Origin of the sequence: Domibacillus robiginosus, assembly GCF_000966195.1 — a bacterium.
Taxonomy (GTDB): domain Bacteria; phylum Bacillota; class Bacilli; order Bacillales; family Domibacillaceae; genus Domibacillus; species Domibacillus robiginosus.
Window position 1 is genome coordinate 51,724 of record NZ_LAHL01000015.1, and the last position, 19,819, is coordinate 71,542.

Sequence of the window (19,819 nt, forward strand, 5' to 3'; positions counted from 1 at the left end):
CGTATACATTAATTATTATAATGACTATAAGATTCACATTAAACTAAACCGCCTGAAGAGGTAGAGTTAGTAGAGGAGGATTTTCAATGAATGAAACAAAAAAATTCCGTTTAGCAGTTATTCCAGGTGATGGAATTGGCACAGAAGTCGTTGAGGCTGGTCTTCGTGTCATTAATCATTTAGCGAAAGATTCTAATGGGAAGTTTGAATTTGAAAGCGATTTCTTCCCCTGGGGATGTGAATATTATTTAGAAAATGGAAAAATGATGGATGAAGACGGAGTAGATAAACTAAGAGATTATGATGCGATTTATTTCGGAGCTGTTGGATTTCCAGGAGTGCCAGATCATATAAGCTTATGGGGCTTGCGCCTGGCGATCTGTCAGGGATTTGATCAGTGGGCTAATATTCGTCCTATCGAATTTCTCCCTGGTGTTCCAAGACGACTTAATCATCCGGATGTTGATTCTCTAAACTGGGTATTGATTCGTGAAAACTCCGAAGGGGAATATTCAGGCATCGGAGGCCGCAATTTCTCTGGACGTGGACCTGGAAAAGAAGTGGCTGTGCAATCCGCTTTATTTACAGAGCATGGCTGCGAACGGATCATCCGTTATGCTTTTGATCTTGCCCGGACACGTAAAAGAAAGAAAGTAACAAGCATCACGAAAAGCAACGCGCAGCAGTATGGAATGGTACTTTGGGATGAAGTATTTGCCCGTGTAAGCAAAGATTATCCGGATGTAGAGACGGATCAATGGCTTGTTGATGCAGCGGCAGCACAGTTTGTATTAAAACCCGAGGAGCTAGAGGTTGTGGTGGCTTCTAATTTATTCGCAGACATTCTTTCTGACCTGGGCAGTGCTCTTGCAGGAAGTCTAGGATTAGCTGCCAGCGCAAACATCAATCCTGAAGGGACTGCACCAAGTATGTTCGAATCCGTTCATGGATCGGCACCTGATATTGCAGGCCAGGGGATTTCCAACCCGATTGGAGCAATCGGAAGCGCTGCACTAATGTTAGATCATCTAGGGTTAAAAGAAGAAGCAGAGCTCATCAATAAAGCCATTGCTGAAACGACGCGCCAGGGCATTCTGACGCGAGACCTGGGAGGAACGTATAACACAAATGAAATAACCGATGCTATTATAGAAAATCTATCAAAAGTCAAAACGGAAGTTTAAAAAAGAAGGCTCGGGGGTTTTTGAAAAAAACTTCCCCGGCCTTTTTCTTTTGTAAGAGAATTTTTATCAGTCGAAAATAATTTTTCAATAATAAGAGCCTGATTTTTATGTTGCTTAATTTGTTTATTTGACATTGCACGATTTGGTTTGCAAACTAAAGAGGATACTTTTTTTTTAGATGCGTAAAATGGTACGTGTTAAGCACCAGATTTATCGCTTAAATAATGACTTGATAAAAGATGAATGGATTAGGTGATAGTGATGAAAAAAAGGATAGCTGATAAGGATAGTGAAATAAATTTTTCTTTAAACGAAACAAGTATAGAGAAAGAGTTTTTGTTCTTTATTGATAATCTCAAAGGTTTTGATGAATACCGTTTACCACAGCGGGCATACCATATTATCCGGCTGGCTATTCGTGATTTAATCCTTCCTCCTGGAAAAACAATATTAGAGCGGGAGATGGCTGAAGTATTACAGATGAGTCGTACGCCAGTAAGGGAAGCGCTTGTCCGTTTGGAGACGGAAGGGATGGTTCGTCTTATTCCGAGACGAGGATTTATTGTAGAACCAATTGAAACAGAGGATCTTAAACAAATTTATGAAATTGTTGAAACACTTGATGGACTTGCCGTAAGTCTTGCTACTGCAAAGGTTGGAGAAGCAGAGATAGATGAACTTGAATTATTAATCGAACAGCAGGAAGAAGCGCTTGAGCAAGAAAATTTAAAAAAATGGGCGATGCTAGATGACCAATTTCACCATCTAATTATTGATTACGCAAAAAACAAGCGTCTTAGGACGGTAATAGATACCCATTCAGATCAACTATATAGGGCGCGGTTATTTACCATTAATCACAGGCCTGTACCTTTTCACTCCATAGTAGAGCATAAAGCAATTATTGCATGTATGAAGGCTAAAGACAGTAATGCAGCCCGTGTTTTAATGCAATCACATCGAAATCGCGCGCGTAATGAAATCCTTACAGCAGTTGAAAAGATTAGCGAAATAAAGTAATCGAAAGCTTATTTAATTTTAGAGAAGGGTCCATTTGATCCTCATAAAAGTCGAATGCTTATCTCATTAAGACCTTTTGGAAAGAAAGTAACATAACCGGTATTCCTTGAATTCGGAGTAACCGGTTATGTTTTTTGGGGGAAACATCGTTTTTCACGTTCATAGTTGTACTTATGCGTCTCAAAAAGATTCTCCCTTAAAAAAAATAGCCTGATTTAGTGCTGACAATCTAAAACACTATCAATTCGTTCAGGGTAAGTGTATATATTTAAAGACTGGTTGCGAATGAAACCTACCGTTGTGATTTGTAACTCCTCTGCAAGGTTTAGTGCCAATTCTGTTGGAGCGGATTTAGTTAGTACCACTTCACAGCCGATTTTAGCTGTCTTTAATAAAATCTCTGATGAAAGACGGCCGCTGAAAACAAGGATTTTATCATGCATCGTAATTCGGTTTTTTAAACAATATCCATATATTTTATCAAGTGCATTATGACGTCCAATGTCCATTCTGCTTAGAACAATTCCGTTACGGTCGCAAAGAGCTGCGTTATGGACACCGCCTGTCTGTTGGAACGTTTGCGCAGAGCTCTGCATTTCGTTCATTAAGCGGAAACAATCTTCCACTGAGATTGTAACGTTCCTGTTCTTCATCTTTTTTGCAGTAAATTTATCATTTACAAAAACAAATCCCTGCCGGCTTGCCCCGCAGCAGGATGTAATATAGCGCTTATTATGAAACTGCTGATAGTATGAGTTGACTCTGGCCGTCTTTATGTGAACGTAGCCTTCTCCTTCCTGCAGCCATACATCTTGAATATCTTCATATTTGCGGATAACCCCTTCAGAAGCTAAATAACCAATTACCATATCTTCTATATGCTCTGGCGTACAGACCATCGTAACAAATTCTTCATCATTAATTTTTACGGTGACAGGGTACTCGGTGACAATGCGATCCTCTTTGTACTCAGCTCTTCCGCTAGTGAAACGGAGAATTTTCCGGTTTGTTTCTGCTGGCGTCACGGTCATTCCCTCCCTTTATGTATAATGTGTTCGAAACTTTCCAACATTTTGCTGAATTTATAGCTATTACATATACAGGTGGGAAGGGGGATAGACCCCCTTCCCTGTATACAGTTATTCTTTTATTCCTTTTCCCAAACCCTTTAAAAAGTGAAGGCCAAAATTCATCGCACGGTTCACATCCGGGTCTTTCAATGCTTTCATTAAATCAAATAAGCGGACTTTTTGATCGTTGTTTTCTTTTGCTTCTTCGAGTCCACTGGTGACACCTGCCAGCAATTTTTTTGTTTGTTCCGGATCAATAGCGGTTAAAATACCGGCCGCAGCCATCACATTGTTGATAAGGGAGGTCATTTCTTTTCGGCCTATCTGGCCCAATGCCACTTCTGCAATGTTTTCTTTTGCTTTCAACATCGATTCTGCGGCTTCAAGAATGCCGCTGTCATGAAGCTCGCGAACAATGGCCATTGTTTTTTGAAGCGCTTCTTCATTTTCTGTTAAGCTGTCTGTTAATTTAGTCATTGACTGCTGCTTTTTTTCTTCTTCATTCCATTCCCGTTTTTTGAACGTGCTGATCGGACTTGCCATTCTCTTACCTCCAATGTTTAGTCAACTAATGAAACATATCCTGGCCGTTTCCACTTGCGTTCAACTTCCACTCCATTTTGAGGGTGGCGTTTTTTCGTTCTTGGACTTGTTTTTGGAAGTGGATTTTCTCCGCTAACGCTCAGCACTTCCATCCGCACCTTTGTTTGTTTATAAGCAGGTGTATGGGTGATAATATCAAATCCATTCCCGGTCAGAAGGTTGACCGCATTTTCATGACTGGTCGAGTGCATCGGTACATACACTTCTTTCCCATAAACACGGTCTGACACTAATACATTCAGCTTAATCGAACCGTAAGGAGATAAAAGGCGAACCAGTGATCCGCTTTCTACACCGCGCTCTCTTGCGAGTTCTGGTGATACCTCTACGAAAACCTTTGGCAGCTTTTTGTTCATGCCGTTTGATTTGTTGGTCATATTTCCTTCATGAAACTGTTCTAAAAGCCGTCCATTATTGAGCGTTAAATCAAATTCAGCCGGGTATTCCACTGGCGGTACATAATCAAACAGGGCAAAACGCGCTTTTTTGTCCGGGAAATTAAAGCCGTCCGTAAACAGGAGAGGCGTGTCTGTGCCATCTTGAGAACCCCAGCTAAAGCTATTCCAGCCTTCTAGTACATCATAATCACATTGACTGAAAAATGGTGTTAAACTCGCCATTTCCGCAAAAATTTCACTCGGGTGAGAGTAGTTCCACTCATAGCCAAACCGCTTTGCCATCTGCATGAAAATCCACCAGTCCGGCTTACTGTCTCCAAGTGTGTCCAGTGACTGATACAAACGCTGAACGCGGCGTTCTGTATTGGTGAACGTACCGTCTTTTTCTAACGATGGAGCGCCTGGCAAAATCACATCTGCAAATTGAGCCGTTGTCGTAAAGAAAATTTCCTGCACAACCAGGAAATCTAATTTCGCCAGCATATCCTGTGTATGGTTAGAGTCTGCATCTACCCATGCCATATCTTCACCGGCAATATACATGCCTTTTAAATCTCCTTTATCAATCGCGGCAAGCATTTCAATGTTATCAAGCCCTGGTTTCGAGGAAATATCAACGCCATAGGCTTTTTCGAATTTAGCGCGGATCTCATCGTTTGTAACAGACTGGTATCCAGGGAAGATGTTTGGCATCGTACCCATATCCGCCGCACCCTGGACATTATTGTGGCCGCGAAGCGGGTACGCCCCTGCACCTGGACGGGCCATATTACCGGTAACGAGAAGCAAGTTGGCAATAGCGGCTGACGTATAGGAACCGGCACTATTTTGTGTGACACCCATACCCCAGCAAATCGCTGTTCCATCTGCATCACGGATCATTTCCGCCATTTGAATCAGTGTTTCTTTCGAGATATTTGTTTCTTTTTGGGCAAATTCAAGCGTAAAGCGCTCCAGTCCTTTTACGTAGTCATCGAAGAAGTTTACTTTTTCGTCAACAAATGCCTGGTCATGCCAGCCCTGGTCGATCATATATTTTGCCACAGCCGAAATCCATACATAATCCGTTCCTTGTTTTGGACGAATAAACAAGTCCGCACGATCTGCCATCTCGTGCCTGCGCAGATCAACCGTAATTAACTTTTGCCCGTGCAATTTGTGAGCACGTTTAATTCTTGTCGCAAGCACTGGATGTCCTTCCGCAGGCGCACAGCCTACCAAAATAACAAGGCCTGCAGAAGCAATATCTTTAATTGTGCCCGAGTCACCGCCGATGCCGCCTGTTTGCTGTAATCCCCAGGAAGCAGGAGACTGGCAGTAGCGCGAACAGTTATCGACGTTATTTGTTTCAAATACCTGGCGAGCCATTTTCTGCATCAAGTAGTTTTCTTCATTGGTCATTTTAGAAGAAGAGATAAAGCCGAGGGCATCGCTGCCATATTGCTCCTTAATGCCTCCAAGCTTGCTTGCAACAAGATCTAGCGCTTCTTCCCATGTTGCCTCCACAAATTCATTGCCTCGACGGATCATGGGTGATGTAATCCGTTCTTCGCTGTTCACAAAATCCCAGCCGAATTTGCCTTTTACACAAGTTGAAATGGCGTTAACAGGTGCTTTTGATGTGGGCTGCACTTTAAGAATCTTCCGGCCTTTTGTCCACACTTCAAAAGAGCAGCCGACACCGCAAAATGTGCACACGGTTTTGGTTTTTTTTGTTCTTGTTTCGCGCATTGCTGCTTCAATCTCAGAGACAGCAAAAATACCGCTGTAGCCAGGCTCCACATCTTTTACCAGATCAATCATTGGATTTAATAAATTAGGTTCTATTTTTGTCATAAATCCGGCTTCACCGAGCATTGATTTTTCCATCAATGCATTACAAGGGCAGACCGTGACACATTGACCGCAGCTCACACAAGAAGAATCATTAATGGTTGTTCCCCTCTTATCCCATAAAACGCGTGGACGTTCTGCTTCCCAATCTATTAAAAGAGTTTCGTTGACTTGCAGGCTTTGGCATACTTCCACGCACTGGCCGCAGGCAATACACTGGTTTGGGTCGTAGCGGTAAAAGGGGTGGGACATATCTACTTCGTTTGGATCTGCCTTCGGTGTAAATGGATACTTTTGATGCTCAATGCCCATCATTTCAACTGTGTTATGCAGCGTACAGTTTCCATTATTGTTGTCACATACTGTACAATACAGCATGTGGTTTTCAAGCAGCCGGTCCATTCCTTCTGTTTGCGCAGCCTTTGCCCGGTCAGAAGAAAGCGAGATATTCATTCCATTAGATACAGGTGTGGCGCAAGAACGTACCAGTTTTCCGTCTGCTTCGACAATACATGTATCACAGGTTTGGATTGGATCTACTTCCGGGACGTAGCATACTTGCGGAAGGGCAAGGCCGGCCTGGTTAACGGCTTCTAAAATACTGGTGCCAGGCTGTACGGTATATTCTTGATGATTCAAATAAATGTTTATGTATTCCTGATTCATTGCAATGCGCTCCTCTTTATTAGGGAATAAAAAAATCCAGCACAGCAAACACCTCTAAGGTGTTTATTGTGCTGGATTAACCAATTAGCATATGCCTACTAATGTGCCATTCCACCATAAATTTATGTAATAGAGCCTTAACAAAAAAATTATTAAGAATTCCATTTATACCTCATTATTTTAAAAATAATTATACGCCTCTTGCTTGAAAAGACAAGATGGTAAGGAAATTATTTTTCGTTTTTTTTTGTTTTTCAACGTATAATAGTTGGTAGAAGGGATGAGAAATGATGAAAAAAGAATCCGCTTTCAATGAGATTATTCGAAAAGTAAGAAAGGATTTATTCGGAAAAGGACCAGAAAAAATTTACACCTATTTCGTTGAAAATATGGCTGTCACCAAAATGCATGGAAATTTGACCGTGTCGGAAAAATTCATATCAAAAACAGCAGAAGGGCAGCAAATGGTTCATAATGCACGAACAGTCATGATACAGGAATTATATAAAGAAAATATACCTGAAGGTTTGGAAGAGCTTGTTGGATCTAAATTATTGCATCTATTTAATGATATTAAAATAGAAGAGGACCTGGCAATCTCGGTGTTTATTTTCGAGAAGCCAATTAAATAGGTTACAAGTATTCATTTTTGACAGCGTATAAAGCATATAAGCCAGCTTTTGCGAAGAAATACGAAAAGATGTCGATTATCACAAATGGGCACATAGGATATCTATCCAAATCCAGTGGCAGAGACAGAAAAGGAAACAACGCTTGAAGGAGAAGAGGGCGGTCAGCCTATTAAAAACAACTTAAATCAAATGAAATTTATCCGTCAATGATTTAGTGATTCCAATAAAGTGAGTGGATCCCTCTTATAGCACTCAAAAGAGTCAGGGGAATCCTGGCTGGATATAACGCCGATCAAATGAATCTGTTAGCATTGAACACAGCCATAGAGGTAGCGCACGTAGAGAAACAAGGAAAAGGATTTGCTGTTGCTGTTGATGAGATGAGAAGATGGGCGGAACAGCCGCAGTCCTCAACAAAATTAATTGCCGAATTGGTCAACCACATTCAAAAAGATATGGAAATTGAACAACTGGATAACTTCAAACTAAAAAAGTCGAATTCCTTACTACGCTAAGGACTCGACTTTTTTAATCAGGCTGATTAACCGTTATAAAATTGACTAGCATCTATCCTGGTGGCATTTTCCCCTTAACCTGCTTTAACGTCGCTACTATAAGAAAGCTGACAATCACCAATAGAAGCCATGAACTCACCTTTCCTAGATGAACGAGACTCCATGCATCGGTTTGGTTTGGGTATTCCCAGGCGCCAAAGAACGTTGCGATATTTTCCGCTATCCATATAAAGAACCCGATGAGCACAAAAGAAAGTGCGAGCGGCATACGGTAACGAGTTCCATCAATCTCATATGTGACCCATGATTGCCAAAAGACAATAATGACAAGTCCGGATAACCACCAGCGAACGTCAATCCAATAATGGTGGGTGAAAAAATTTAAATAAATTGCCGCTGTAAGAGGCACAACGATCAAAAATGGCGGCCATTTAACCAGTTCAACGTTCAGCCTCCTCCACGCCTGGCAAAGATAACTCGCTACACTTGCATACATAAATCCGCTATATAGAGGCACGCCAAAAAATTTAAAATATCCTTCCTCTGGATAAGACCAGGAACCCATATGCACTTTGAAAAGTTCAAGTACGAGTCCAATAAGATGAAACAATGTAATAACCTTTAATTCATCCCGGGTTTCAAGTCCGGAACGCACCATCCCCCACTGCATGAGAAGGAAGATAATGAGCAGCCAGTCGTACCGTGGCAGAAAAGGAAGTGGTAGGATTTGTGTAAAAGCTAGAGAGGCAAAAATAACGACAGGAAACAAGCATGACAGGGCCTGCTCCCAGCCAAAACGAATGAGTTGTTTGAGTGCTTGCATGATTTGTGCCTCCAAAGGCTTTTTCCGAATATAGTAACCCACTTTATCCACCCTGGATATCTTCATCATTTCGATATTCTAAAATATCTCCGGGCTGGCATTCTAACGCTTTGCAAATGGCCTCTAACGTTGAAAACCGAATGGCTTTTGCTTTTCCATTTTTCAATATTGAAAGATTAGCCATTGTGATGCCAACCCTTTCTGAAAGTTCTGTTACGCTCATTTTCCTTTTAGCCAGCATCACGTCAATATTAATGATTATTGCCATTGTTTTCACCTCAGACGATCAAGTCATTTTCTGATTTTATATCGATGGCTTCCTGCAAAAGCTTTTGCAGAACAGCTGCAAAGACGGCAATCACCATAGAAGCAAAGATAGGGACCATTCCGATTAATACGAGACCCGGTGCGTCATCTATCTCCGCCATGATATAGACTAATGGTAGTGCCACCACATACAACCCACTGATTATGATGGCACAGCTTTTTATATTCTTTAGAGCCCTTACAGATAATTTTGAGAAAGCTTTGTTTTTGTCAATATAACTCAAAAGTTTAAAAGCCTGATACAGAGCCGTGTAAAACGGTACCGTCGCTATATACATAACCATTAAAATGCCATATACCACAAAAGCCACATCGGCGCCTCTTTCTGCTGCTTCATTTGCTTCATTCGCTATTTGAGGCAGCAAAAATAGACACAAAGCAAGAACAGGAATCCCGATAAGAATCACAGCGATCTTTAAAAAAAGCGTTGACACTTGTTTCATAAAGCACCTCACTTATTTATTTGTTAATTTGAATTTAGCATGTTATTTATCGTTTTACAATAAATTTTTATTTAATTTTATAATGTTTTTATCGTGTTTTCGAAAATAAATGAGTGATTAGTGTCAGGAATTCAGAAAAAGTAGATGCGCTCCATTCACCTGGAATGGATATAAGACAAGGTGATTTCAAAGACCCGGCTTCTTAGATAAAGCTTTTGGCGGCATTGATTGCTTATTGGTGATGTCGGCTACAAAACCGATTAATGAAAAGCGCATTGCTCAACATGCCCATGCGATTAACGCTGCAAAACGTGCAAATGTAAAGCTTTTAGCATACACAAGCAGTACAAAAGCTGACAACACTACACTTGCTATGGGTCCGGTGCATAAAGCGACAGAAGAAGCCATATTAGTGACATTCCATGATGTCTTTTACGTAACGATTTATACTTGGAAATGGAATTAAATACAATAAAAGCGTATCTGGCAGGCGTACCAATTGTGAGAAACACTGGGGAATGGAAAGGATTGACAGGCCTAAAGCTTGAAACCATCCTTGGCTGTGTGTTATCAACAGTTGCGCTGGTAATGGGGATTCCATTTTGAGAATCTGTTCAAGCAGGGGCTGTGATGGCAACAAAAATACTGGCAAACGAATTCGTTGCCATGCTGGGCTTTGCTCCGCTTATTGATACCTTAACGGCCAAAACAGTCGGTATTGTATCTGTATTCCTGATCAGCTTTGCAAGATTCTCATCAGTCGGAATCATCCAGGGAACCGTGCAAAGCTTTAGCCAGGAGCAAGGAACGAAAGTGGCTAGTTTTGGTTTGAAAATACTTTTGGTGGCAACGGTGGCTTCTGTTCTTTCTGCAACCATCGTCAGTCTGTTTCTTTAAGAGTAGAGGAAAGAAAACAAAGGCTTTTTGCAGTATGAAGACAAAGTCTTTCGTTTTTAAAAGAGCTGATAGATAAAGCTTGCCGGACTTCGGGCATCTAGGTTAGTGCGGGAGGCTCCTCGGCTGCGCCTGCCCCTGCCCCGTGGAAAGCAGGGCTACCCGGACGCCGCCGGCCCATTTTGTTTACGTATACAGTCATCAATACTTTGTCTACATTATGAGGTCTTTCGTTGACAAATTTACTTGATAGGAATTAAGAACAGATTCGACATGGAGAAGCGATCTCTAATCTGGAATTACAAGAATACAATGCACGAAAAAGAGACTTTCCCTCGCAGAAAGCCCTTTTCTTTTGTTTGAAATTATTGAAAGTAATTGCTAAAGAATTACCAAAGTAAATAATGTAATACAGAAATAAGAGTTAAGAACTATATATAGTTTTCACAAGTGTTGATCACTGTTTTCTATTTCATAAACCTGAAATTAACTTTTTCACTTATTCTTCAGAGAAAGTTAAATTATACGTCTGCACAAAATCAATGAACTCCTTTACCATTGTCAATTCTAAAAGTTCTTCTCTGTATAACACACGGGTTTCCCACAGAATGGGAGATCCATTTTTGTCCATAAGGACAACCTTTTGCAACTGGTCGTTTTTTTCAAGCACAATACTCGGTGAGATACAATAACCCAGATTATTAAGAACCATTCTTTTTGCAATTTCCACGTTGTCGACATCCATATGACTGATTGAAGGTGTAGAAAAGTGGTCTTTCCACCAGTTATCAATAATCATGTCTAATGCAGGGTCGGTCTGGTAAATGACTCTTCGCATGGAAGGGAGGTCTTCTAATGATATTTTTTGAGAGGAAAGGATACAAATACTTTCTTCTGAAATTGTCAGGCTTTTATTTGGCCAGTTATGATTTCCTCTGACTATTCCTACATGTGCTTCCTGTTTATAAACCGTTTGGATCACATCACTATTTACACCAGTAGTGACATGAAACTCAACTTTAGGAAACTTTTCATTAAAAGCTTTGAGAAGCTGGGGTAGTCGATAAAAAGCAAACGTTCTCGATACGCTTAACCGTAAGGTGCCCTTCACTTCATTCCCTCTGTTCCAGAGCTGTTCTTCTATTTTCTGCTGTTCTTTCAACATAGCTACGGCATGTCTTACTAATAGTTCTCCTTCTTCTGTAAAATCGACCCCTTTTCGTCCTCGATAAAAAAGTTTTATATCAAATTCTTTCTCAATCTGCTGTAGGCGATATGTTAAAGTTGGCTGTGCAATATATAGCCGCTCCGCTGCTCTGGTAATATTTTTTTCTTCATAAACGGTTTGTAGAATAATCCAATCTTTTGTACCCATTTTAAGCTCCTCTCATTATCGAAAATATCTATCAATCCTTATCCAAATTAAATATTTTATTAATTATTATAACTATAATACATTTATTATATAGAAAATAATTCATTTTCTTTCGTGTATAAAGCCTTTATTAAAACAGTAACTAAAAGGAACAGGAGGCAATAATTTGACAGAAAAAACCTATCGAATTGGACTTATTCACGCAACGATGAACTCAGTTCCGTCGATTTTAGAGGCATTTCGTGAGCATGCTCCCCATGTTACGTTAGTAAATTTTATGGATGAAAGTTTGATCTTTGAATTAAACGAAACGAATACAGTAACAAAAGATATGATCAGACGATTAATGAATTTAGCCCAAAAAGCTGCCAATCATGGAGTAGACGGGATACTGCTGACATGTTCTTCTTTTACGCCGGCCGTTGCGGAAATCAGCCACTTGTTTGATGTTCCAATGTTAAGCGCTGATTTAAGCATGCTTGAGGAGGCAGTAGAGAGGGGAAGCCGCATTGGAGTCATTGCCACTGTAGAAGCCGCTGGACCTACAACAACAAAATTGTTAGAAGGAATTGCAGCTAAACGTCAAAAGAAAGTTTTTATTGAAACCGCTGTTATTTCTGAAGCTTTCGAAGCGTTGCAAAATCGACAAGAGGCTAAACATGACGAGCTTATTCACCAGAAGGTAGAAGAGTTATCTTCGGAGTGCGACGTTATTCTTTTTGCCCAATTTTCTATGGCCAGGGCGCTCAAAACCTTAAAAATTAAATCAAAGCCAGTATTGACCAGTCCTGAAATGAGCGTAAAAGCAATTGTTGATGCAGTAGCGAAAAAGTTGGCAGTTTTAAATGATTAATGTTGATTTAATGCATGTAACTTCCCTGACGAGGGAAATCCTGTTAAACAATCAGGAGAAAAAGTGACGGATGTTATCAGCCCATTTAACGGAGAAGTGGTTGGAAAAGTGAGTGTAGCTTCGAAAGAGATTGCTGAAAATGCTATTGAATCCGCTTACCAAACTTTTCATCAAATAATGAAGAAAATGCCGACTTTCCAGCGTACGGATATTTTACGTAAAACAGCGGATTTGCTGGAAGAGAAAAAGAAGAATTTGCACAAATTCTTGTGTTAGAAGCAGGAAAGCCCATTCGTGACGGCCGAGGGGAAGTAGGAAGAGCCGTACAGGTTCTTCGTTTTGCAGCGGATGAAGCGAAAAAAAATGAAGGAGAACTTGTTCCGATGGATGCGGCCATTGGTGGAGAAAACCGAATTGGAATGGTTCGCCGTCTGCCAATAGGCGTTACTTCTGCTATTACACTCTTTAATTTTCCTCTGAACCTGGCTTTGCACAAGCTGGCACCAGCGTTTGCCGCAGGGAATACGGTCGTTTTAAAACCAGCAGGCAAACACCGCTCTCAGCTCATATGCTTGTAAAGTTATTTGAAGAAGCAGGACTGCCTAAAGGTGCACTCAATTTGGTAGTCGGAAACGGGTCAGAAATTGGGGATGTTAAGGCAGCTGCCACAGGGTTAGTACTTGGAGCCTTCGCCTTCTCCGGACAGGTTTCTATTTCAGCACAGCGTATTTACGTACAAAAAGGGGTTTATGAGGAATTTTTAAATCAATATGTTTCTACGGTAAAGGACTTGGTCATTGGCAATCCAGCAGAAGAATCAACGGATATTGGGCTAATGATCAGCGAAAAAGAAGCCATCCGTGCGCACAACTGGATCCAAGAAGCTGTCCAGGCAGGTGCAAAACTGGCGATTAGCGGCAGCCGGAATGGAACGCTGCTGGAGCAAACGATTCTTGTAGATGTTTAGCCGGATATGAAAGTAGTGTGCGAGGAAACATTTGCGCCAATTGTTTCTGTGATTCCATTTGAAATAGAAGAAGTCATTGAAATGGCAAATGATTCTGTATTCGGATTGCAGGCGGGAGTATTCACTAATGACATTAACCGCGCTATGCGGGTAGCTGAAAGTCTTGAAACAGGAGGCGTTTGGATCAATGAAACGTCTATATATCGCCAAGACAATTACCCTTACGGAGGATTTAAATTAAGCGGTGTTGGAAAAGAAGGAGTTAAATATGCGATTGAGGATATGACTGAAATCAAGTTTATTGGTATTAAATTAAGCTAAGGAGGAATGGACCATGGGAATTTCATATTTTTGTACAGCTGGAACGCTAATTACAGGGACAGGACCTATAGCTTAAGTAGGGGAACAGGCAAAAAAATTAGAAGCCACAAAAGTGATTATTGTAACGGACAAAATTATTCGTGAAACAGGGTTACTGTCTAGAGTGATGGAACCACTGGCTACAGCTGACCTGGAAGCAGATGTTATTGATGATGTAGTACTTGAACCACCATTTGAAAACTTAGAACAGCTGGCTGCCCAGATTGAAGGAAAAGGCTATATGATCTGCTTGTAGGTGTAGGAGGCGGCAGTGCACCAGATATTACAAAAGTGCTTTCCATCATGTTAACAAACAAAGAAGATGTGCGCAATTTTGTCCGCATTGACAAAGTAAAGAATTCGGGAGTTCCTGCAATTCTGATTCCGACTACAGCCGGAACTGGCTCGGAAGTAACGTACAATGCTATTTTTACCGATACACGAGACAAAGTAAAAAAGGAATTGTTAGCCCATATTTGCTTCCAAGTGTAGCCATTGTAGATGCTGAACTGACATTGACCGTCCCTCCAGCGGTTACAGCGGCAACTGGAATGGATGCGTTAGTATATGCTGTAGAGTCATATACGGCCATTCGGGCTGGAGAGCTAACAGACGGCATCGCTCTTCAGGCGATCAAGCTGATTTCGCGTTCTATTCATAAAGCCGTATATAACGGAAAAGATCTAAAAGCACGTGAAGATATGGCAATGGGCAGTCTTCTGGCAGGGATTTCTCTTGGAAATGCAGGAGTTGGGGCTGTTCACGCTCTGGCTTATCCACTTGACGGTAAATTTAAAGTGCCGCATAGTGTTGCCAACTCGCTCCTGCTGCCGTATGTCATGAAATATAATGTAGTCGCAGACTTGGAGAAATTTGCAGAAGTGCTTGGAGAAAATATTGAAGGACTATCACTTCGTAAAGCAGCAGACCGTTCCGTTGCAACGCTTGCCCAGCTGTCCCAGGATGTCGGCATTCCTTCCAGCTTGAAAGAAGTAGGCGTAACAGTTTCCGATATTCCAGCTTTGGCGGAAGAAGCAAGCAAAGTCGATCGTCTATTAAATAACAATCCAAGATGGCTAACAGTGAAAGAAATCCAAAAGATTTATGAAGAAGCATACGGCGCTGTTGAAGAGCCATCACTTGCTTGATAAGCCCCGTTAAACATACACGTCCAGATTCACTGTACTAAATGAATCAGCAGGAGGCAAAATCATGAGTTATTTTTCAGAACTAAAAAACAAAAAGGTAGTCATTGTCGGCGGAAGCAAGGGAATTGGCAAAAATATTGCCCTTGCCTTCGCAGAGTTAGGCTCAGACGTTATCATTATTGGCAGAAACGAGCAGGATCTTCAAGACACAGCAGCGGAACTGCAGCAGCATAATCCTCAATGTTCGTATTTAACAGCGGATATTCAGGATGTACAGCAAATTTACAGCATGATTGACCATGCTTATGAGCGTCTTGGCCGGATTGATGTCCTGGTAAATAACGCAGGCATTAATATTGCAAAACCGTCATTAGAAGTGACAGAAGAAGACTGGAACCGGGTGCTTGATACCAACTTAAAAGGAACATTTTTTTGTACCCAGCGGGCTGGAAAATATATGATTGAGCAGGGACACGCCGGCAAAATCATTAATATTGTGTCCCAGATGGCATTCGTTGGATACATCAAACGTGCAGCCTACTGCTCCAGCAAAGGCGGAGCAGTACAGTTGACAAAAGCGCTGGCGGTTGAATGGGCTGAACATCAAATTAAGGTCAATGCCGTGGCGCCAACATTTATTGAAACTGATTTTACCAAAGCAATGTTTGAAGATCCAGACTTTCATCAGGATGTTTTAAGCCGTATTCCGCTTGGTTCGTTAGCAAAGCCACAGGATGTTACAGGAGCAGTGCTATTCCTGGCTTCGGATATGGCGAATTTTATTACAGGTGAAACGATTCGAGTAGACGGCGGCTGGACAGCAATATAAGTATAATAGACTTATACGATTGTAATGAATAGTCTCCATATTTCAGATGCCTTCTTGATTTATAGCGTAAGAACTTTTTCTTGTTCTATTTGTTGAGGAGGCATTTTTCATCATAAGAAAAGGAGAGGTTTGATGAAAGCAATTGTCGTAATGCAATTTGGTGGACCCGAAGTATTAACCTATACAGAAATTAATCAGCCAAAGGCAGGTCCTGGCCAAGTACTCATCAAAGTGGAAGCCTGCAGTGTAAACTTCAGTGATATTAAAACACGGCGGGGATCTAAAGGAAATGGCAAGGTCCCTTACGTGCCTGGAATTGATGCAGCAGGAATCATTACAGAAGTAGGCGAGAACGTACATGGCCTTACCGCCGGGCAAAGAGTAATAGCTTTTCCAAAAGGCGGAGCTTACGCTGAGTATGCGGTTGCACCTGCAAATCTTACCTTCCCTATTTCAGAAGAAATTGATTTTTTAACGGCTGCCGCGGCACCTATTGCTTCGTTTACGGCTTACCAGCTTCTAGCGGATGTTGCCCGCATTCAGGCAGGGGAAACCGTCTTGGTTCATGCATCCGGCGGGGGTGTGGGAACAACCGCGATTCAGTTAGCAAAGCTGCTAGGTGCGGGCAAGGTAATCGGTACTGTAAGCAAGGATGAAAAAGCAGCCGTTGTTTTAGAAGCGGGAGCAGACCATGTCATTAATACATCAACAGAAGACTTTGCCCAAAAAACGCTCGAATTTACAAACGGTGCAGGAGTTGATATTGTTTTAGATTCCATTGCAGGAGACGTAACCGAAAAAAGCCTGGACTGCCTGGCGATGTTCGGAAGAATCGTACACTTTGGCAATGCTGGAGGAAACAGCGGGTTGATCCAAACAAAAGACCTTCATGCAAGCTGCCGGTCCATCCGCGGCTTCAGCTTTGGAACCATAAGAAAGCACAGGCCGGAACTTGTACAACCTGTTGCCTCGCAAATTATTCGTTATTTAGAAGAGAAGCGTTTAAATATGGTTGTTGGCCACACCTATAAACTGGCTGATGCAGCCAAAAGCCATGCGTTAATCGAAGAAAGAAAAAGCAAAGGGAAAATGGTTTTAATTCTTCCTGATTCTGAATTAAATCAATCCCTGCAGCTGTAACAGTTTTCAAGGTTCAAGAAAATGAATAAAAAAGAGATCCAAAGAAATAGTGGGCAAAAACTTGAAAAACAATCAAATAAGCTATGCTTTTATGCTCCAATCATAAGAGAGAAGAATAATAGAGATACAGAATGACGACTCTTAAACAAGCTGTACTACAAATACATGAAGCAAAAAGGGAGGGGAATCGAAATTCATTCTACAGTTACTGTATAAAATAGGAATGATTTAAGTTTAGCTTATTTTCCAGGAGTTGCAGAATTTTGTTTTAAACGTCAAAAAAGATGATGCCAAAATATATGATTACACGAAGAAAAGGCACCTCGTGGCTGTTGTATCCAATGGTACAGCGATGCGGGATCCTAAAAATATTGGCCCTAAAGCGTCCATGTCAGTAATAGAAGTAAAGGAGTTATTTTTTAAAGCATTTGCCGATGTAGATGCTTTCCCGGTTTGCCTGGACACAACAGACACTGATAAAATGATAGAAACTGTGAAGATACTGAAACCGTCTTTTGGTGGTGTAAATCTAGATGATATTGCAGCTTCTCAATGTTTTGACATTGAATAACGGCTGCAGGAAGTGTATCAAATTCCTTCTTTTCCTAATGATCAGTATGGCACCGCTATTGTTACCGCTTCAGGATTTATCAATGCGGCGCGAAAGCCGGTACATATAGAAGAGATTCGAACTCGGCTGGCAGCATTCGCTCCTGAAGAGCCAGCAGAGGCGCTTGCATTACAATAATAATCAGTACTGAAAAAAGAGCGGAGGCGGTGGAATGGATTATCGGGATTGGGAAATCATCAAGGCTTTGTATGAGCACAAAAATATCACAAAGACCGCTCACTCTTTTTTTTTAACCCAGCCGGCCCTAACGAGTCGTTTGAAACTTATGGAGCGTGAGCTGGATATAAAGATTATAGCTGCCCGCAACAAAAAGGGTATTCACCTTACGCCACAGGGGGAGTACCTGGCCACGGAAGCGGATGAAGCCCTGTCTCTTTACCGAGAAATCAAAGAGAATATACTCAACATGAACGGTGAGATAAGAGGGACGTTACGGATAGGGGCGTCTAATTTTTTCACAAAATATAAACTTCCGCTCCTTTTAAAGAAATTCAAAGAACAGTATCCTTTAGTGGAATTTAAGGTGCGTACGGGCTGGAGCAGCGATATAATGAAAGCCCTTTATAATAAAGATATTCACATTGGCTTTGTACGAGGCGATTATAGCTGGAGAGATCAGAAGCATTTGCTTTTTGAAGAAACCCTGTGCATCGCATCGATTGATAAATTAGAAATTGACCAGCTGCCTTTCAAACGAAGAATTGAATATAAAAGTGAGTTTCTGCTAAAGTTATTAATCGATAATTGGTGGGTTGAAAATTATTCTGCTTCATCTTTAACCAGCATTAAAGTGAACAGGGTGGATACATGCAAGGAAATGGTGCTTAATGGAATAGGATATGGTATCCTGCCTAGCATGATTCTAGAAGGTGAAGAAGCTTTACATAAAATTATTTTAAAAGATAAACAAGGCGAAGCGATTTTACGAAGAACATGGATGTACTCATACAAGGGATGGATGGAATTAAAAATAGTAAAAGCATTTGTGGAATTTATAGAGAGAGAATTTTTTAATCATACATGTGAGCAATGAAGTTTTGTCTGTTTTTTAGTGGGAAGGAGCAAAATGTAGTGGAATACCGGGACTGGGAAATTTTAAAGGTGCTTTATCAGCAAAAGAATATTACAAAGACAGCAGATACTTTGTTTATCTCCCAGCCAGCTCTGACCAATCGCTTGAAGCAGATACAAGAAGAGTTCGGGGTTAAGATCATAAACCCTGTAAGAAGAGGAATCGAGTTTACGGCTGAGGGAGAATATCTTGCCCAAAACGCTCTAAGGGTACTTGAGCATTATCAAAGTGTAAAAGAAACCTTGGCGGAGATTGGTAAAAAGCCAGCTGGTATATTACGAATTGGAGCGTCTAGTTTTTTTACCAAATATAAGCTCGGTCCTATATTGAAAAAGTTCCAGTCAGCGTACCCAGCAGTTGAATTTCATATACTAACCGGCTGGAGCAGCGAAATTGTTAAATCCCTTTATAATCAGGACATTCATATTGGGTTTGTGCGTGGAGATTTTCAATGGGAAGGGAAAAAGCAACATCTTTTTGAGGAAACAATGTTGGTTGCGTCTGTAAATAAGATTCATCTATCAAATCTTCCATATGAGTCGAGAATTGAGTATCAAACCGATTCTCATCTTAAAAATATTATTGGTGATTGGTGGAAGGCACACTACTCAGAAGCACCGTCAATCAGCATGGAAGTGGATGATGTAGAGACCTGCAAAGACATGGTGGTAAATGGGATAGGGTATGGCATTCTTCCGAGTGAAATTCTAAAGGATACAGATAACTTGTATAAAATAGAAATCACAAATCGGGAAGGTGAGAGGATTAATAGAGAAACCTGGATGTATTATAATGAGGAATCTCTTGAAATCACTTCAGTGAAAGCTTTTGTTGACTTTATCGAAGCGGGTAATTGGTAAAGTAGAGAAGGGAAAAGTGCTTCCCTGTGCAGTGACTATTGCGCAGGAGGGCACTTTTTTGCTGTTTAAAAAATCTTTCTATAAAAAGGCGGTTATACAAGGAACAAGACAAATAAGACCTGATTGAGGGAATCATTCTCATTTAAGCGGGGCAAAGCTTGGAGCGTCTACACTTA

21 protein-coding genes and 2 pseudogenes are annotated in these 19,819 nt (G+C 41.1%); 16 read left to right on the forward strand and 7 right to left on the reverse strand.

Features of this window, described 5'->3' with window-relative positions; genetic code table 11:
* The first annotated feature begins 86 nt into the window (after window positions 1-86).
* Both VP97_RS11935 and VP97_RS11940 read left to right on the forward strand, forming a co-directional pair.
* Window positions 87-1,184 carry a tartrate dehydrogenase gene (locus VP97_RS11935; protein WP_050182114.1) on the forward strand — a complete coding sequence of 366 codons (1,098 nt, stop codon included), beginning with the start codon at window positions 87-89 and terminating at the stop codon, window positions 1,182-1,184.
* 261 nt (window positions 1,185-1,445) lie between these two features.
* The gene (locus VP97_RS11940; protein ID WP_082220336.1) at window positions 1,446-2,204 is read left to right on the forward strand and encodes a GntR family transcriptional regulator; all 759 of its coding nucleotides are present in this window, start codon (window positions 1,446-1,448) and stop codon (window positions 2,202-2,204) included.
* Window positions 2,205-2,419: 215 nt separating this feature from the next.
* Here the strand turns inward: VP97_RS11940 and fdhD are convergent, their stop codons facing one another.
* The 3 genes from fdhD to fdhF all read right to left on the reverse strand — a co-directional run bounded on the left by fdhD (window position 2,420) and on the right by fdhF (window position 6,774).
* Window positions 2,420-3,202, reverse strand: a complete 783-nt coding sequence (gene fdhD / locus VP97_RS11945) for a formate dehydrogenase accessory sulfurtransferase FdhD (protein ID WP_425388464.1) — start codon at window positions 3,200-3,202, stop codon at window positions 2,420-2,422.
* Window positions 3,203-3,343: 141 nt separating this feature from the next.
* On the reverse strand, window positions 3,344-3,817 hold the full coding sequence (locus VP97_RS11950; RefSeq protein ID WP_050182117.1) for a helical membrane plugin domain-containing protein: 474 nt from the start codon (window positions 3,815-3,817) through the stop codon (window positions 3,344-3,346).
* A 17-nt stretch (window positions 3,818-3,834) separates the two neighbouring features.
* The gene (gene fdhF / locus VP97_RS11955; RefSeq protein ID WP_050182118.1) at window positions 3,835-6,774 is read right to left on the reverse strand and encodes a formate dehydrogenase subunit alpha; all 2,940 of its coding nucleotides are present in this window, start codon (window positions 6,772-6,774) and stop codon (window positions 3,835-3,837) included.
* A gap of 287 nt (window positions 6,775-7,061) precedes the next feature.
* On the opposite strand from fdhF, the gene VP97_RS11960 reads away from it, so the two are divergent.
* A complete protein-coding gene (locus VP97_RS11960) occupies window positions 7,062-7,406 on the forward strand; it encodes a Na-translocating system protein MpsC family protein (protein ID WP_050182119.1) in 345 nt (114 codons plus the stop codon).
* Between the two features lie 296 nt (window positions 7,407-7,702).
* Entirely contained in the window at window positions 7,703-7,921 is a 219-nt protein-coding gene (locus VP97_RS11965) for a methyl-accepting chemotaxis protein (RefSeq protein WP_050182120.1), read from the forward strand.
* Between the two features lie 52 nt (window positions 7,922-7,973).
* Here the strand turns inward: VP97_RS11965 and VP97_RS11970 are convergent, their stop codons facing one another.
* From VP97_RS11970 to VP97_RS11980, 3 genes are read right to left on the reverse strand one after another with little or no spacing between them, the layout of a single operon-like run.
* Window positions 7,974-8,744 (reverse strand): DUF817 domain-containing protein, encoded by a 771-nt coding sequence (locus VP97_RS11970; RefSeq protein WP_050182121.1) that lies wholly within the window; start codon window positions 8,742-8,744, stop codon window positions 7,974-7,976.
* Between the two features lie 43 nt (window positions 8,745-8,787).
* Window positions 8,788-9,012: a helix-turn-helix domain-containing protein gene (locus VP97_RS11975; protein WP_050182122.1), complete on the reverse strand. Its 225-nt coding sequence runs from the start codon at window positions 9,010-9,012 to the stop codon at window positions 8,788-8,790.
* Window positions 9,013-9,022: 10 nt separating this feature from the next.
* Window positions 9,023-9,514 (reverse strand): DUF2975 domain-containing protein, encoded by a 492-nt coding sequence (locus VP97_RS11980; RefSeq protein ID WP_050182123.1) that lies wholly within the window; start codon window positions 9,512-9,514, stop codon window positions 9,023-9,025.
* Window positions 9,515-9,755: 241 nt separating this feature from the next.
* On the opposite strand from VP97_RS11980, the gene VP97_RS11985 reads away from it, so the two are divergent.
* Window positions 9,756-9,980: a hypothetical protein gene (locus tag VP97_RS11985; protein ID WP_156153482.1), complete on the forward strand. Its 225-nt coding sequence runs from the start codon at window positions 9,756-9,758 to the stop codon at window positions 9,978-9,980.
* A gap of 152 nt (window positions 9,981-10,132) precedes the next feature.
* Window positions 10,133-10,411 (forward strand): annotated as a pseudogene (locus VP97_RS24515) (nucleoside transporter C-terminal domain-containing protein); the annotation flags it as partial.
* A 496-nt stretch (window positions 10,412-10,907) separates the two neighbouring features.
* On the opposite strand, the gene VP97_RS11995 reads toward VP97_RS24515, so the two are convergent.
* Complete coding sequence (locus tag VP97_RS11995) at window positions 10,908-11,783, reverse strand: LysR family transcriptional regulator (protein WP_050182126.1); 876 nt, start codon at window positions 11,781-11,783, stop codon at window positions 10,908-10,910.
* 166 nt (window positions 11,784-11,949) lie between these two features.
* Between VP97_RS11995 and VP97_RS12000 the strand changes: the two genes are divergently transcribed.
* From VP97_RS12000 to VP97_RS12035, 10 genes and pseudogenes are all read left to right on the forward strand, one after another.
* A complete protein-coding gene (locus tag VP97_RS12000) occupies window positions 11,950-12,636 on the forward strand; it encodes an aspartate/glutamate racemase family protein (RefSeq protein WP_050182127.1) in 687 nt (228 codons plus the stop codon).
* Window positions 12,637-12,744: 108 nt separating this feature from the next.
* Window positions 12,745-13,924, forward strand: a pseudogene (locus VP97_RS12005) (aldehyde dehydrogenase family protein).
* 112 nt (window positions 13,925-14,036) lie between these two features.
* Complete coding sequence (locus tag VP97_RS24720) at window positions 14,037-14,219, forward strand: iron-containing alcohol dehydrogenase (RefSeq protein ID WP_281175090.1); 183 nt, start codon at window positions 14,037-14,039, stop codon at window positions 14,217-14,219.
* Between the two features lie 35 nt (window positions 14,220-14,254).
* Complete coding sequence (locus VP97_RS24725; RefSeq protein WP_281175091.1) at window positions 14,255-14,455, forward strand: iron-containing alcohol dehydrogenase; 201 nt, start codon at window positions 14,255-14,257, stop codon at window positions 14,453-14,455.
* On the forward strand, window positions 14,440-15,111 hold the full coding sequence (locus VP97_RS24730; RefSeq protein ID WP_281175092.1) for an iron-containing alcohol dehydrogenase: 672 nt from the start codon (window positions 14,440-14,442) through the stop codon (window positions 15,109-15,111). The genes VP97_RS24725 and VP97_RS24730 overlap by 16 nt, the downstream gene beginning before the upstream one ends.
* Before the next feature lie 64 nt (window positions 15,112-15,175).
* On the forward strand, window positions 15,176-15,940 hold the full coding sequence (locus VP97_RS12015; protein WP_050182128.1) for an SDR family NAD(P)-dependent oxidoreductase: 765 nt from the start codon (window positions 15,176-15,178) through the stop codon (window positions 15,938-15,940).
* 132 nt (window positions 15,941-16,072) lie between these two features.
* Entirely contained in the window at window positions 16,073-17,080 is a 1,008-nt protein-coding gene (locus VP97_RS12020; RefSeq protein ID WP_050182129.1) for a quinone oxidoreductase family protein, read from the forward strand.
* Window positions 17,081-17,405: 325 nt separating this feature from the next.
* Window positions 17,406-17,651 carry a hypothetical protein gene (locus VP97_RS24520; RefSeq protein WP_245629883.1) on the forward strand — a complete coding sequence of 82 codons (246 nt, stop codon included), beginning with the start codon at window positions 17,406-17,408 and terminating at the stop codon, window positions 17,649-17,651.
* A gap of 211 nt (window positions 17,652-17,862) precedes the next feature.
* Window positions 17,863-18,744: a LysR family transcriptional regulator gene (locus VP97_RS12030; protein ID WP_050182131.1), complete on the forward strand. Its 882-nt coding sequence runs from the start codon at window positions 17,863-17,865 to the stop codon at window positions 18,742-18,744.
* 38 nt (window positions 18,745-18,782) lie between these two features.
* Entirely contained in the window at window positions 18,783-19,643 is an 861-nt protein-coding gene (locus tag VP97_RS12035; protein ID WP_050182132.1) for a LysR family transcriptional regulator, read from the forward strand.
* Window positions 19,644-19,819: the final 176 nt, after the last annotated feature.

Coding starts and splice junctions, on each gene's coding strand:
- VP97_RS11935 (WP_050182114.1), top strand. CDS start 87: ATGAATGAAACAAAAAAATTCCGTTTAGCAGTTATTCCAGGTGATGGA.
- VP97_RS11940 (WP_082220336.1), top strand. CDS start 1,446: ATGAAAAAAAGGATAGCTGATAAGGATAGTGAAATAAATTTTTCTTTA.
- VP97_RS11950 (WP_050182117.1), bottom strand. CDS start 3,817: ATGGCAAGTCCGATCAGCACGTTCAAAAAACGGGAATGGAATGAAGAA.
- fdhF (WP_050182118.1), bottom strand. CDS start 6,774: ATGAATCAGGAATACATAAACATTTATTTGAATCATCAAGAATATACC.
- VP97_RS11960 (WP_050182119.1), top strand. CDS start 7,062: ATGATGAAAAAAGAATCCGCTTTCAATGAGATTATTCGAAAAGTAAGA.
- VP97_RS11965 (WP_050182120.1), top strand. CDS start 7,703: ATGAATCTGTTAGCATTGAACACAGCCATAGAGGTAGCGCACGTAGAG.
- VP97_RS11970 (WP_050182121.1), bottom strand. CDS start 8,744: ATGCAAGCACTCAAACAACTCATTCGTTTTGGCTGGGAGCAGGCCCTG.
- VP97_RS11975 (WP_050182122.1), bottom strand. CDS start 9,012: ATGGCAATAATCATTAATATTGACGTGATGCTGGCTAAAAGGAAAATG.
- VP97_RS11980 (WP_050182123.1), bottom strand. CDS start 9,514: ATGAAACAAGTGTCAACGCTTTTTTTAAAGATCGCTGTGATTCTTATC.
- VP97_RS11985 (WP_156153482.1), top strand. CDS start 9,756: ATGTCGGCTACAAAACCGATTAATGAAAAGCGCATTGCTCAACATGCC.
- VP97_RS11995 (WP_050182126.1), bottom strand. CDS start 11,783: ATGGGTACAAAAGATTGGATTATTCTACAAACCGTTTATGAAGAAAAA.
- VP97_RS12015 (WP_050182128.1), top strand. CDS start 15,176: ATGAGTTATTTTTCAGAACTAAAAAACAAAAAGGTAGTCATTGTCGGC.
- VP97_RS12020 (WP_050182129.1), top strand. CDS start 16,073: ATGAAAGCAATTGTCGTAATGCAATTTGGTGGACCCGAAGTATTAACC.
- VP97_RS12030 (WP_050182131.1), top strand. CDS start 17,863: ATGGATTATCGGGATTGGGAAATCATCAAGGCTTTGTATGAGCACAAA.